The sequence below is a fragment of the Chimaeribacter californicus genome (genome assembly GCF_002858675.1).
GTDB classification, from domain to species: Bacteria; Pseudomonadota; Gammaproteobacteria; order Enterobacterales; family Enterobacteriaceae; genus Chimaeribacter; species Chimaeribacter californicus.
The window spans coordinates 72229-85855 of sequence record NZ_PJZF01000007.1 but is presented as its reverse complement, the minus strand read 5'-3'; the positions used below and the strand labels follow the sequence as shown (position 1 = coordinate 85855).

At 62.5% G+C, this 13627-nt stretch carries 12 protein-coding genes; 6 read left to right on the top strand and 6 right to left on the bottom strand.

Annotated elements, in window-relative coordinates:
* Positions 1-6: 6 nt before the first annotated feature.
* From CYR55_RS10255 to cbl, 5 genes are all read right to left on the bottom strand, one after another.
* On the bottom strand, positions 7-801 hold the full coding sequence (locus tag CYR55_RS10255) for an ABC transporter ATP-binding protein (RefSeq protein WP_101816153.1): 795 nt from the start codon (positions 799-801) through the stop codon (positions 7-9).
* Positions 802-811: 10 nt separating this feature from the next.
* Complete coding sequence (ntrB, locus tag CYR55_RS10250) at positions 812-1687, bottom strand: nitrate ABC transporter permease (RefSeq protein WP_101816048.1); 876 nt, start codon at positions 1685-1687, stop codon at positions 812-814.
* Positions 1688-1696: 9 nt separating this feature from the next.
* Positions 1697-2953, bottom strand: coding sequence for a CmpA/NrtA family ABC transporter substrate-binding protein (locus CYR55_RS10245; RefSeq protein ID WP_101816047.1), 1257 nt, complete (start codon positions 2951-2953; stop codon positions 1697-1699).
* A 273-nt stretch (positions 2954-3226) separates the two neighbouring features.
* On the bottom strand, positions 3227-4516 hold the full coding sequence (locus tag CYR55_RS10240; protein WP_101816046.1) for a nitrate regulatory protein: 1290 nt from the start codon (positions 4514-4516) through the stop codon (positions 3227-3229).
* A gap of 54 nt (positions 4517-4570) precedes the next feature.
* The gene (cbl, locus tag CYR55_RS10235; RefSeq protein ID WP_101816045.1) at positions 4571-5524 is read right to left on the bottom strand and encodes an HTH-type transcriptional regulator Cbl; all 954 of its coding nucleotides are present in this window, start codon (positions 5522-5524) and stop codon (positions 4571-4573) included.
* A 253-nt stretch (positions 5525-5777) separates the two neighbouring features.
* On the opposite strand from cbl, the gene CYR55_RS10230 reads away from it, so the two are divergent.
* From CYR55_RS10230 to CYR55_RS10205, 6 genes are all read left to right on the top strand, one after another.
* Positions 5778-6269 (top strand): hypothetical protein, encoded by a 492-nt coding sequence (locus CYR55_RS10230; RefSeq protein ID WP_101816044.1) that lies wholly within the window; start codon positions 5778-5780, stop codon positions 6267-6269.
* 89 nt (positions 6270-6358) lie between these two features.
* A complete protein-coding gene (locus tag CYR55_RS10225) occupies positions 6359-6781 on the top strand; it encodes a hypothetical protein (RefSeq protein ID WP_101816043.1) in 423 nt (140 codons plus the stop codon).
* Between the two features lie 108 nt (positions 6782-6889).
* Positions 6890-8329, top strand: coding sequence for a type VI secretion system-associated FHA domain protein TagH (tagH, locus tag CYR55_RS10220; protein ID WP_101816042.1), 1440 nt, complete (start codon positions 6890-6892; stop codon positions 8327-8329).
* On the top strand, positions 8329-9195 hold the full coding sequence (locus tag CYR55_RS10215; RefSeq protein ID WP_101816041.1) for a PP2C family protein-serine/threonine phosphatase: 867 nt from the start codon (positions 8329-8331) through the stop codon (positions 9193-9195). Before tagH ends, CYR55_RS10215 begins: the two co-directional genes overlap by 1 nt.
* Positions 9196-9242: 47 nt before the next feature.
* The gene (locus CYR55_RS10210) at positions 9243-10193 is read left to right on the top strand and encodes a type VI secretion system-associated protein (protein ID WP_241522124.1); all 951 of its coding nucleotides are present in this window, start codon (positions 9243-9245) and stop codon (positions 10191-10193) included.
* Positions 10194-10206: 13 nt separating this feature from the next.
* The gene (locus tag CYR55_RS10205; protein WP_101816039.1) at positions 10207-11637 is read left to right on the top strand and encodes a serine/threonine protein kinase; all 1431 of its coding nucleotides are present in this window, start codon (positions 10207-10209) and stop codon (positions 11635-11637) included.
* 1078 nt (positions 11638-12715) lie between these two features.
* Here the strand turns inward: CYR55_RS10205 and CYR55_RS10200 are convergent.
* Positions 12716-13426, bottom strand: a complete 711-nt coding sequence (locus CYR55_RS10200; RefSeq protein WP_101816038.1) for a gamma-glutamylcyclotransferase — start codon at positions 13424-13426, stop codon at positions 12716-12718.
* Between the last annotated feature and the right edge of the window lie 201 nt (positions 13427-13627).

Genomic DNA, 13627 nt, shown 5'->3' with positions numbered 1-13627 from the left:
TCCCCCTCAGGCCGCGCTGGGCTGTTTGGCATACAGGAAGTGCAGGATCTGCTGGCGGCAGTGGCTGTAGACCGGGTCCTGCGCCAGGGCCACGCGGTTGCGCGGACGCTCCAGCGGTACCGGCAGGATCTGCCCGACATGGGCCGCCGGGCCGTTGGTCATCATCAGCACCCGATCCGAGAGCAGCACCGCCTCATCCACATCGTGGGTGATCAGCACAATGGTGGTATGCAACCGTTGCTGGATCGCCATCACCGCGTCTTGCAAGTGGGCGCGCGTCAGGGCGTCGAGCGCGCCGAACGGCTCATCCATCAGCAGCACTTTGGGCTTCATCGCCAGCGCGCGGGCAATGCCGATACGCTGCTTCATGCCGCCGGAGATCTCCCCCGGCCGTTTGTCGCGGGCGTGGCTCATCTGTACCAGCGCCAGGTTGTGCTCGATCCAGTCGCGGCGTTCGCCCTTGCCCATCTCGCGGCGGAACACCTGATCCACCGCCAGCGCCACGTTGTCGTAGCAGGTGAGCCACGGCAGCAGCGAGTGGTTCTGGAACACCACGCCGCGCTCCGGGCCGGGGCCGTCGATTTCACGGTTATCACACAGCAGCACGCCCTCACTGGGGCGCGTCAGCCCGGCAATCAGATTCAGCAGGGTGGATTTGCCGCAACCGGAGTGGCCGATCAGGCTCACGGTCTCCCCGGCGGCGATGGTAAAGCTGACATTGTCCAGCGCCAGGAAGCTGCCCTGCGGCGTGGTGAAGCGCTGGCTGACATTCTGGACAGCAATTAACGGATGGGCAGGCATGGTCATCTCCTCAGCGTGCGTCATAAGTAAAGCGGCGGGCGATGGCCATCAGCCCCTGCTCAAGCAGCAGGCCGACCACCCCAATCACCCCAATCGCGATGATGATGTTTTCCACATTCAGGTTGTTCCACTCGTTCCAGATCCAGAAGCCGATGCCGACCCCGCCGGTGAGCATCTCGGCGGCCACAATCACCAGCCAGGCGATGCCGATCGAGAGGCGCACGCCGGTGAGCACATGCGGCAGCACCGCCGGGAACAGGATGCGGCGCATCACGGTGAATTCATTGAGCTTCAGCACCCGCGCCACGTTGAGGTAGTCCTGCGGGATGCGCATCACCCCTTCGGCGGTGTTGAGGATCATCGGCCAGATCGAGCAGATAAAAATCGTCCAGGTGGAAGCGGGTTCGGCGCGCTGGAACAGCAGCAGGCCAATCGGCAGCCAGGCCAACGGGCTGACCGGACGCAGCAGTGAGATCACCGGGTTAAGCATCCGTGCCAGGAAGGTGAAACGGCCAATCAGGAACCCGGCCGGGATGCCCACCAGTGCCGCCAGCCCGAAACCGATGCCGACCCGTTGCAGCGAGGCCAGCACGTTCCAGCCGATGCCCTGATCGTTCGGCCCGGCGTTGTAGAATGGCTCGGCAAACACCACTTTGGCTGCTTCCCAGGTGGTGAACGGCGTCGGGAAGCCGCGGCTGTTAAGCGCGGCCACCTGCCAGACCACCAGCAGCACGGCGAGGCCGAGCAAACCGGGGATCACCCGTTGCAGCAGCGGCCGCAGGCGCGGCGCGGTAAAGCGGCGGCGCACCGGCACCGTGTTAAGGGGGATCACCGTGGCCGGAGTGGCTGACGGTGCGGCGGGTTGCGTTTTCAGGTTAGTTTTCATCGGAAACCCCTATCGTTTGAGGGTGAAACTGGCGGCGTACTCCGCCGGGTTACTGCCGTCCCAGACCTTGCCGTCCATCAGCGTGCTGCGGCGCATCTCGCCGGCGGGCACACTGACGTGGGCAGCGGTGGCGGCGTCACGGTACAGGGCACTGCGGTTAATCTGCCGCGCCACGGCGGCGTAATCCGGTTCGGTTTTCGAAAGGTTCCATCGGCGGAACTGGGTTAAAAACCACATGCCGTCAGAGAGCCACGGGTAGCTCACCTCGCCGTCGGCGAAGAAGCGCATGGCGTGGGCGTCCTGCCACTGTTTGCCGAGGCCGTTCTCGTACCGGCCGAGCATCCGGCCCTCAATCCGGTCCAGCCGGGTGTTGAGGTAGGCGCGCCCGGCGAGGATCGCGGCGGTTTCACGCCGGTTGGCTTCGGAGGCGTCAATCCAGCGCGCCGCCTCCAGCACCGCGGCGGTCAGGGCGCGGGCGCTGTTCGGGTTGGCGCTGACCCACTCGTCGCGGCTGCCGAGCACTTTTTCCGGGTGATCGGGCCAGATCTGCTGGCTGGTGGCGGCGGTAAAGCCGAGGCGGTCGGTGATCGCCCGCTGGTTCCACGGCTCGCCCACGCAGAAGCCGCTCATGTTGCCAATGCGCATGTTCATCACCATCTGCGGCGGCGGCACCACCAGGGTGCGCACGTCGTTAAACGGATGGATGCCCGCCTCCGCCAGCCAGTAATAGAGCCACATGGCGTGGGTGCCGGTGGGAAAGGTATGCGCAAAGGTGACGCTGCCTTTTTCGCTGCGGCTGATGTGCTGTTTCAGCGCCGCCGCATCGGTGACGCCCGCCTCCTGCAACTGGCTGGAGAGGCTGATCGCCTGGCCGTTCTGGTTCAGGGTCATCAGCACCGCCATCGGGTGGCGCGGTCCGGCAATACCAAGCTGCAGGCCGTAGAGCAGGCCATACAGCACGTGGGCGGCGTCCAGTTCGCCGGAAACCAGCTTGTCACGCACCCCGGCCCAGCCCGCCTCTTTGCTCGGAATGAGGTTGATGCCGTATTTCTTGTCGAACCCTTTCACCGAGGCGATCACCACCGGCGCGCAGTCCGTCAGCGGGATAAACCCGACGCGGATGTCGCGCTGCTCCGGTGCATCACTGCCTGCGGCCCAGGCGGCATTCATCAGGCCGGGGATCAACAGGCTGCCGCCCAGCGCCGCGCTGCCGGCCAGAAAACGGCGGCGGGACAGGCTGCCGGGGCGGGAAATCTCTCGCGTCATGGTGCTTCCTTCTCAAGGGACAAAAACAAAAAAAGCGTCCGGTTATTGCACAACTTTTGCTGTGCAATAACGGACGCCTTTATCCGGGATGCCTCGTGTTCGCCGCCGTTGGCGAATGGGACAGGAAAAATAATGCAAGGGCTATGCCAACAACCGCAAGCGGTAGGCCAACAATAAAAAACCGCCGTAGAAGGCGGTTTATGGGGGGCAAGGGGGAGGAAACCCGGTTAAATGGCGGGGGTATTGCCCCATCAGGCAGCAGCCTTTGCCCAATTAGCGGGCAACATCCTCTTTGGCGGCCAGCACGGTTTCCACCGCCAGCAGCGCATGGGCAATCTCAATCAGCTTTTTGTTCTGCGCCATCGCCAGCGAACGCAGCGCCTTGTGCGCCTCGGGTTCACTCAGGCCCCGGTGCTGCATCAGCAACGCTTTGGCGCGTTCGATCTGCTGGCGTTCGCTGAGGCTGGCGCGCAGGGTCGCGAGCTCGGCCGAAAGCTGTTGCAGGTGCTGTGCCTGCTGCTGGATGACGTCCAGGATCGCCCGGCCGAGCGGTGCGCCCAGCTCCCCGGCACTGTAGCGCGCCGCCTCACCGCCCGGCGTGGCGGCGAGCAGCACGGTGTACCCCGCGTCCGGCGGGGCGAGGCTGAGCTGCTGGCTCTCCAGCGCCTGTTGCGCCCCGGCCAGCGCCGCCCGGCAACAGGCATTGAGCGCCGCCGCCAGCTGGTCCTCCACGCTTTTCATCGCATCAATGCGTGCGGTGGTGATGTCAAACCACGCCTGCACCTGATCGTCGCCCGGCGGCAACCGCCCGGCACACAGAATACGCCGCAGTCGTTCGAACGCCGGGTTGCCCTGCCCCGGCCCGGCCTGCCAGGCCGCCTGCGAGGCGGGATCGGCAAAGGTCAGGAACGTCTGGATGCAGCGCTCCTGCCCGTCGATCAGATCCAGCTGCTGCTGTTGCGCCGCGGCGTCCATCTCCCCGGCGGCAAACCCTGCCGCGCCGATCGCCCGCTCTTGCCCGGCCAGTTCTTTGCCCTGCATCACACTGAACATCGCGATTAAGGCCCGTGAAATTGCCGGGTCGCCGCAGCCGTCCGCCGCCTCAAACACCACGCCCAGCAGCCGGGCGATGATGTCGCTGTAGCAGTTCATTGAGGCGGTGCGGGAGGCAGTGGGCGCGCGGTTGGCTTCCCGTTGTGCGGGCAGTGCCTCCAGCGCATACAGCGCCCCGGCCACCCGGTTGAACAGGCGGCTGAGGTTACCGGCCTGCGGGTGCGCCCGGTCGAGCCGCGCCAGCGGCAGGTGCAGCGCCGCCAGTGCGGTCTCCGTGTCCTGAATCGCCTGCGGCAGCTGGCGCGCCGAGGGACTGGCGCGGTTGGAGAGCAGAATATTGCTGAGGCCGCGTTCGCGCTGCAGGCAGTGCACCAGCGCACTCACCGCCGTCACCAGTTCGCCGGTGTGCAGCAACTGGTGCAGACCGGCGATTTCACTCTGTTTTGATGCCAGGATGAAATCCTGCGCCCGTAACCGGGCCGGGGGGTGAGGTGCTGGGGGTAACGTCATGGCCACGCCTGTTCATGGGAAAGAGAGTGGCTTTCTTGCAAAACCCGTACCGGGTCAGATCTGGTAATCGTCCACCGTCTCCAGTTGGGCGGAAAACACCTTCTCTTTGATCTCAGTCAGCGAGAGCGCCGGGTTGCAGAGCTGGATGAACTGCCAGGCGAAATTGCGCTGCAACTGGCTGCGCTTGAGGCCCAGCCACACGGTGTTGGCCTCGAACAGGTGTTCGGCATTCAGATACACCAGCCCCTGATCGCGCCGGTCTTCTGACATGTCTGCCACCAGCCCGACGCCCAGCCCCAGTTCCACGTAGGTTTTGATCACGTCGGAGTCCTGCGCGCTCAGGGTCACGTCCGGCGTCAGCCCCGCCAGCTGGAACGCCGCGTCAATTTTGCCGCGCCCGGTAATGCCGTGGCGGTAGGTGATCAGCGGCAGCGTGCTGAGCTGCTCCAGCGTCACCGGCTCCGGTTGTGCCGCCAGCGGGTGCCCGGCAGGCACCACCACCGCATGGTGCCAGCGGAAATAGGGAAAGGCCGCGACCGCCTCATCACTCATCAGCCGCTCACTGGCGATGCCGATGTCCGCTTCCCCGGCGTGCAGCATGGCGACGATCTCCTCGGGGCTGGCCTGGTTCAGGGTCAGGCGTACCCGCGGGTAGAGGGCGCGGAACTCCTTGATCACACGCGGCAGGCTATAGCGCGCCTGGGTGTGGGTGGTGGCAATGTGCAGCTCACCGTTGTCATTGTTGCTGAACACATCCGCCAGACGGCGGATGTTGCCCGCGTCATTCAGGATGCGTTCGGCCACCACCAGCAGCTCCTTGCCCGGCTCCGTCATCCCCAGCAGGCGTTTGCCGCGCCGGATGAAGATCTCAATCCCCAGCTCCTCTTCCAGCTCACGGATGTGGCGCGACACGCCGGATTGGGACGTATACAGCGCGTTGGCCACATCCGTGAGGTTGAAGCGGCAGCGGGCCGACTCACGGATAATTTTCAGCTGCTGGAAGTTCATCGGCTTATCTCCTTATATCTCATTCAGATAACGTTATAGATACGGGGGAATGCGATGAATGCAAAAGAAGAAAATGGCAACACTTATGCCTTTCGGCACTAAAGGGAATCTGAGTTTTTAACCTGGCGGCTTTTTTCCAGTACAATCAGCAAAATGAGCAAACATTATTTTGCTCAATGGATTCACAACGGCGCTATTTTAAAGCTAAATAGTTCTGTTCAAGAATTGATACCCGGAAAGCAAAGAGGACATTGTGAAAATACGCATCATGCTGGTACTGCTGACGACGCTGGCGCTGAGCGCCTGTAAATCCGGCCCGCTGCATAAGGATGGCCCGGATGATATTATCACCAGCCAGGTAGGTGAACTGACCCTGAAACACCGGCGCGCCATTGAACCGCCGGAAAGCCTGAAACCCATTAACCTGGAATATACCAGTCTGTATGCGGCCAGCATCATGACCCGCCCGGACTACAGCGGTAGCGTGGTGGGCCACCTCACCAATGCCAAACCGTTTTATGTGATCGGCCAGCCGAATAACCGCTGGCTGGCGATAAGCGAAGAGCAGGACGGCAACCTGGTCGGCTATGTGCCGTTCAATGCCGGTGTGCCGAGCACCCAGTACCAGGCGACCCTGCGTCAGGACCGGCCGCGCCGCGCCAAGGCAAAAAGTGACTGCGTGGCAGTGGGCGGTGACAGCAAAGCCTGCAAGGATGCCGCCTCGGAAACCTGGATCATCGACTGATCCGGCATTGGGGGCGGCCGGGTGCCGCCCCTGTTGCCTGACGTTTACGTTAATAAATCGCGTTATTTTGTGAATAAGTAAAAATTCTAATGAAAAGCAGTAAAATCTCTATTGGTATTTGTTTAAAATCGTTAGTGGTCCTACTGGCGATAAATTTTGCCCCGGTTGCCGGGGCATCAGACAACGCAGCGACGCTCGCGATCCACCCTGCACAACCGGTTCAGGAAGCCCTTTTCCGCGACTGGCTGCTCAGCCGCTGTATTGCCAGGTCAGACAATGTTGGTGCATTACCGGCGGATGCCCACCGTGCCGCAGCATTCTATGCCGCCAAAAGCCGGTTACCGGCCGGGGCGTTTACCGCAGGGGATGCCTTAATCGATCGCTTCCTTAACCGCCCTTTCCGGGGGCCGGTGGAAGGCAGTTATCACACCGTTGCCTGTATCGACCTTTATCAAAGTGGAGAGGCCCGCCGCCTGTTTGACCGCTTTGCCGCTCAGCTTGAAGACCAGTAACCCGTAACCGGCGGGCCCGCTGTCCGGCGCGATGCACCCCGCGCAGCCGCAGCCTCCCCGCCGTGACGCGCCGGGTCTGGGCGTCGGAAACCATTGCAGGAACACGTTATGCGATTCACGATAGTTAAGAGTAAACAGGGCCATTTTCCCCCGCAAAGCAGCTTTGACTTCCTGCCACCCGGCGGAACCATCGGCCGCAGCGTGGACAATAACCTGGTGTTGCCTGATGAAGATCGGGCTATCTCACGCCTCCAGGCCATCGTGCATATTTCGGCAGACGGTGAGTGCCGGATAACCAACCGCGGCAATGTCACGCGGGTGGTGCTGAATGATATTCCACTGGAACGGGGCCGGCAGGTCGAGTTGCAGGACGGCGACCTGCTCGACATCGATGATTACCAGCTCCAGGTCACTGACCTGAGCCAGTCTGCGCCGCCGCCCTCTTATACCACCCCGCCCACCGAGGCCCCGAAGCCCAAAGACACCCCACGCCTGACCGGGGTGCCGCGCCTGGCCGAAGTACCGCGTCCGGTGGAGCCGGCGGCGGTGATCGTGACCCCGCCCCCGCCGGTGCAGCCTGCCGCTTCCCCGCAGGCGTATGCCGCACCGGAACGCTATGTGGCCCCGGAACACACGGCCGCGCCTGAGCACTATCCCGAAAACTATGCCGCCCCGGAGCAGGCCGCCTTTGTGGCGCCCGCCGCCCAGTATGACGCCCAGGCCCAGCAGCGGGCAGAACAGGCGCTGCTGGCGCGCCAGCAGGCGATGCAGGATGCGCCGCTGCCCGCCGCTGAGCCGCAACCCCTGCCGCTGACCCCGCCGGAACCGCCGCGCCCGGCTGCCCGCTCCGGCCGCCTCGGCATTGACCCGGTGGGCTACACCGCGCCGCCGGTGCCGCGCCACAGTAACCTGCTGCACGGCAGCCCGCAGGCGCTGGACGGCAACATGCTGAATGCCCTGCTGGAAGGGATCGGCCTGAACGATCTCCAGCCGCCGCCGCGCTTTGATGAGCATCAGTTGCGGGAAGTCGGCCGCCTGCTGAGCCTGTTCTCCCAGGGCACGGTGGCGCTGCTCTCCTCGCGTTCCATCCTGAAGCGGGGGGTGAAGGCGGAGATGACCATGATCCTGGACGAGGCCAACAACCCGTTCAAGCTGCTGCCGTCGGGCAAAACGGTGCTGATGCAGATGTTCGGCAGCAAGATGCCGGGCTTTATGCCGCCGGAGCAGGCGGTGCGTGACGCGCTGATCGATTTGCAGGCCCACCAGCTGGGGATGATTGCCGGTATCCGGGCGATCATCTCCGCGATGCTGCAATCCTTTAACCCTGACCGGCTGGAGGAAGAGGCGCGCCGTGAGGGGAATGCTCCGCGCTTCTCGCTCTCGTCCAACCGCAAGGCCGCGCTGTGGGACCACTTCGCCAAAACCTACCAGAAGACCGCCGGTGAAGTGGAGAACGATTTCCACACCCTGTTCGGTGAGGCGTTCCTGCGCGCTTATGATGCCGAAGTCAATCAGTACAAAGATTCGCAAATCAAACCGGACGAATAATGAATATTACCATTGCCACCACCTCCCACCAGGGCACCCGCGCCACGAACCAGGACCAGACCGGCGAGATTATCGGCCGCCGCTCGGCCTGTTTCGTGGTCTGCGACGGCATCGCCGGGCTGCCGGGGGGCGAGGTGGCGGCAAAAATTGCGCGTGACACCATCCTGGAAAACTTTGACGGTGAGCAACACCTGGATGCCCAGAGCATCCGCCAGTATGTGACCGGCGCGAATGCGGCAATCCGCGCGCGCCAGCGGCAGGAGGCGGCACTGGCCAAAATGGGCACCACGCTGGTGAGTCTGTTTATTGACCGTGACTACTCGCTGGCGTACTGGGCACATGCGGGTGACAGCCGCCTTTACCTGTTCCGCCGTGGCTACCTGTTTGACGTCACCACCGATCACAGCCTGGTGCAGCAGATGAAAGATGCCGGTTTCTCGACCCAGGGCATCAACAGTAACCTGCTCTACTTTGCGCTGGGGCTGGATGAGTCGCGTGACGCCAGTTACAGCGATGTGCTGCAACTGGAAGACGGCGATGTGTTCCTGCTCTGCACGGACGGCTTCTGGCACAGTTTCAGTGAAGCTGAGCTGGAGCAGTCCCTGCATATGGTCAACTCCCCGGATGAGTGGATTGCCCTGATGGAGCGGGCCTGGCTGAACCAGGAAACGGCGTCGCCGGCGCACGCCGGGGCAGGCGCTGAAGGGGCGGCCTTACCTGCCCACCGTGCTGATAACCGCAATATTGATAACCGTAATATTGATAACTACAGCGCCATTGCCGTATGGGTCGGCTCTCCGCAGGAGACCACCCTGATGCATTCCTTGCCGGACGCCGGGCGTTTTATGCCGTCAAAACTGGGCTGAGGCTGATGTCTACTTTTACACACACAAGGTACGCTATGAAAATATGGATGTCCGGACTCCTTGCGTTGTTGGCGGTGCCCGCCGCGCAGGCGCAGGATTACCGCCTGGCCTATTCGCCCAGCCTGAAACTGGAAATTTATATTGATGACGTCAAAAGCAGCCAGCCGGAAGACTGGTGCCGTGAGACCCTGCCGCTGCGTATTGTAGCCGGGGGGGAGAAAAACCCAGCGGTGCTGGACAGCTTCCTGCCGCGCGTCGGCAACCTGATTCAGAAACAGTGTGACACCACCACCCGCCTGCCGTTTACCCTGACCGACAAAGCCGGGGCGACCCTGGCGCAGGGCGAGGCGCTGAAAAGCACCCACTGGCAGCCGAAAGTGCTGCCGGAAGCCACCACGCCCCCCGCCACCGCAGACGGCCCGGCCGTGCCGCTGGCACCGGAGCAGGAGAGCGGCAGCAAGCCCACCACCTTCTCGTTGCCGAACGGCTGCCATTTCCGCACCTATTGGGATGCCTCGCGTGACGGCAGCGCGCTGTTCGTGCCGAGCGGCGACAGCGTGACCTGTACGCCGGACGGCTGGATGACCGACCGCAGTGACGTCAGCGTCACGCCGTCGGCCAGTGCCGCGCCGACCGCCCTGACCTTCTACCGCGGTTTCCCGCTTGCCAACCTGAACCCGACCAGCGCCGCGCTGGCGGTGATAAGCGCGGATGAGCGGCAGATGCTGCTGAGCAACCACGACAAGGCACCGGACAGTTTCCTGCTGCTGCCGTTTGACCATTCACTGCACGCCTGGCGCTTTGATGGCCGGGTGATTTTACAGATCGGCCGGGGTGACGCAGACAACGCCGCCACCCTGAAACAGGCGATTGAACAGGCACAGGCTGCGTACCTGCCGCTGCTGCCGGCCGCCAGCACCGCCCTGACCTTCCTGCTGGTGGAAAAGGTCAGCCCCGAGACTGACCCGGCCGCCGCGGCTTACCGCACGGTCAATTAACAGAGAAGCCACTATGTCGGGAATTGAACAGCGTCATCCCTCCTCTAACAGCCTGCCGGTAGGTTACCGTTTCCGGGAATTTGAGATCCTGGAGGTGATTGGCGAAGGCGGCTTCGGCATTGTTTACCGGGCCTATGATCACCAGCTTGAGCGCACCATTGCGATCAAGGAGTACATGCCGACCAAACTGGCGCAGCGCAATGAGGATTTGAGCGTGGGCGTGCGCAGTGACCGTTTCAGCAAAACGTTCCAGGCCGGCTTGCACAGTTTTATCCAGGAGGCGCGGCTGCTGGCGCGTTTTTCCCACCCCGGCCTGCTGCACGTGCTGCGGTTCTGGGAAGAGAACGGCACCGCCTATATGGGTACGCAGTTTTACACCGGCAATACGCTGAAGAACCTGAAGCTGTCGCAACCGGCGCTGATTGACGAGGCGTGGATCCGTAACCTGTTGCCGCCGCTGTTCAGCGCGATTCATACCATCCATCAGGAAGGGTATCTGCACCGCGATATCTCGCTGGATAACATCCAGATTCAGGAGAACCAGTTGCCGGTGCTGCTCGATTTCGGCTCCGCCCGCAAGGAGATCGGTAATCTCTCCGATGAGACGGAGATTATGCTGAAGCCGGGGTTTGCGCCGATTGAGCAGTATATGGAGAACAGCGACGGCGAACAGGGCCCCTGGACGGACATCTACGCGCTGGGTGCGGTGCTGCATACGCTGATCGCCGGCGCGCCGCCGCCGGTGAGCGTGGTGCGCAGTATTGAAGACAGTTATGTGCCGCTGGTGCAGCGTCGCCCGGCCGGGTACTCCCTGGCGCTGTTGCAGGTGGTGGATCACGCCCTGGCGCTGAAGCCGGAGGATCGGCCGCAGTCGATTGAGCAACTGGCGGCAGAGTTGCAGCTGCCGGTATCGGATGTCAGCGAGATTATCAGCTCGCCGATGACAGCGCCGGGCGCGGTGCTGGTGGCGGCCAACCCGGCCGCCGGTGCGCCGGTGGCGGATGCCGTGGCCGCCGGACAGATGCGCGTCAGCCGCCCGGTGCTGGTGATGGCTGCCGTGGCAGTGGCCGCGGTGATTGGCGTGGTGGTCTGGCTCTCTACCGGCCCCGGCGACCGCGAGAGCACGCACACGGTGGCCAATAACACCCCGGAGACTGCGCCGGTTGCCGCCGTGACGGACCCGGATGCCGGTGCCGCAGCAGACGCCGCCGCCCCGGTGCCGGGCGCGCCGCTGGCGCAGGTCTATTTCCGCCTGACCCCCGGCGAACAGGTCTTGCTGGACGGTAAACCGCAGACGGTGAAGATCAGCACCAGTGGGTTTGCGATGCTCAGCCTCGCAGCGGGGGAATACCAGCTGGAGATCCGGGAGAATGGGCAGCGGCGCGGGCTGCAGGCGCTGAAGATTGACCGGGCGGGGACATGGGTGGTGGCCCCAGGGGGATAATATTTATTTTTCTTTAAAAGGTTTGTTGCGTTGGCAGACGCCCGCACTCTTTCTTTAGGTCTGCTGCCGGTGCTGATAAAGTGGACTGTTTCGGTTGTTCATGTGTATTTGTCTACCTGGTTTTCCGAGTCTCAACCGAGCAGGGCCTGCCGGCGCGCCGGCCCTGCTCCCGCGCACTTTCGGTGATCCGGCTGAATCATTGCACGCTCTCGCGTGTCCCCTCGTTACATCTCCGGGCTGATCGGGCCGCCGCAGACACGCTCCCAGCGTGGCTGCGGCTCTCGCACACATCCCTGTGTGCTCGCCCGGCCCTTCGTCTCCACTCGGCAATGATTTTTACGCCCCCACCACCTCTGCAAATCTGTAAGTATGTGAGGAAATAGTAGTTGGGGAATTTTTGGACGCTTGTTGGAGCAACTCAATTCTACTGTTTTATGCAGCCATGAGTTTTATCTCCTCACCATTTCTACAAACCGAAAATATGCATGGAAATAATAGCGGTGAATCTCTAAAGGTCAGGCCTGCCCCCCCAACCTATAGTCCCATGCACCAGCAGACTTAAAGCCCGCGCAGTCATTACAAATCCCTTATCTACTCTTTCCTTACATAGCCAAGAGTTTGCAGTCTGGTTGTGGCATTAAATTATTGCCGAGTGGAGACGCAGGGCCGGGTAAGAGCACAGGGATGTACAAAGAATCTCCCCTACTATTTCCTTACATACCAAAAGATTTGCAGAGGTGGTGGGGGCATTAAATTATTGCCGACGAGGACGCAGGGCCGGGCGAGCACACAGGGATGTGTGCGAGAGGTACAGCCACGCCGGGAGCGTGTCTGTACCGGCCCGATTAGCCCGGAGGCCGAAGGAGGGAACCCGCGGGAGCGGGCAATGATTCAGCCAAACCACCGAAAGTGCGCGGGTGCAGGGCGAGCGCACTGGCGCGCCCTGCTCGGTTGAGGCTCGGAAAGCCAAGTAGACAAATACACATGAGCAACCGAAACATGCCACTACATCGATTAAATTCACCGATTAAAACCCGTACCGCGTACCTAACGCCTGCGGGTACAGGGCCAGCGCCCCCTACTTCCCATACGGCATTGCCGCAGCCAGCGGCGCCTCCTCAGCATTGGCCGCCTCCTGCTGAAGCCGCCGCACATGTTCCACCAGCCCCCGCAGGCATTCATCCTGCATATCATGCTTTTGCAACTCCTGCTCCAGCGCAAACAGATACTGGGCATTGGTGCCCAGCGGGCCGCGGGCGCGGGCGATCAACGGGGCGATCACCTGGTAACGCGTGTCCGCCTCAAACAGCGGGTGGGCGGCATCCATCACAAACACCAGCGCGGTTACGGGGCTGCCGTCACGTAATGTCAGCTCACACCAGGTCGGCACATAGCACCCGGTTACCATCTCGCGCTTCCACAGCAGCTCCAGCTCCTCTTCGAGCTTCTCCTCCGGCAGGCGGAAGGCCAGGCCGGTGGTGCTGCCGCCCTCTTTCAGCGCCAGCATCCGCCCCGGCTGGGCCGCCGTGCCGCGCCCGGCGGTCAGCCGCAGGCAGAAAGCACGGTGCCAGCCGTGCAGCGTCGCCGGGCGTACCTCTTCTGCGTCAAAAATCGGGTTCCACATCAGTGAACCATACCCGAAAATCCAGACCGGGCTGTTGCCCGGGCGGCGGGAGAGTGTGCATTGCAGCGAGGCCCGGCGCTGTTCCGGGGAGAGCAGCAATGTCTCCTCAATGGTTCCGAAAGCGGTTTTGCAATCTGCCTTTAGCAGAAAATCTCGCGTTAACACCTGTGGCTGCCCTCCTGTTGAAACTGACCCGCTCTGAAACCTCTGCATCGGGTAAACCTATGCATTTATCAGGCCGGACGGTGGAAGAGGCCGGCGGCCCCACCCTAACGTACTCATTCTGCTTATAACATCGGCCTGATTAGGATAAACCTTATGCGTTTATTCCTGGCCTTTCAAGGTTGCCTCCGGTCACAAAATTAA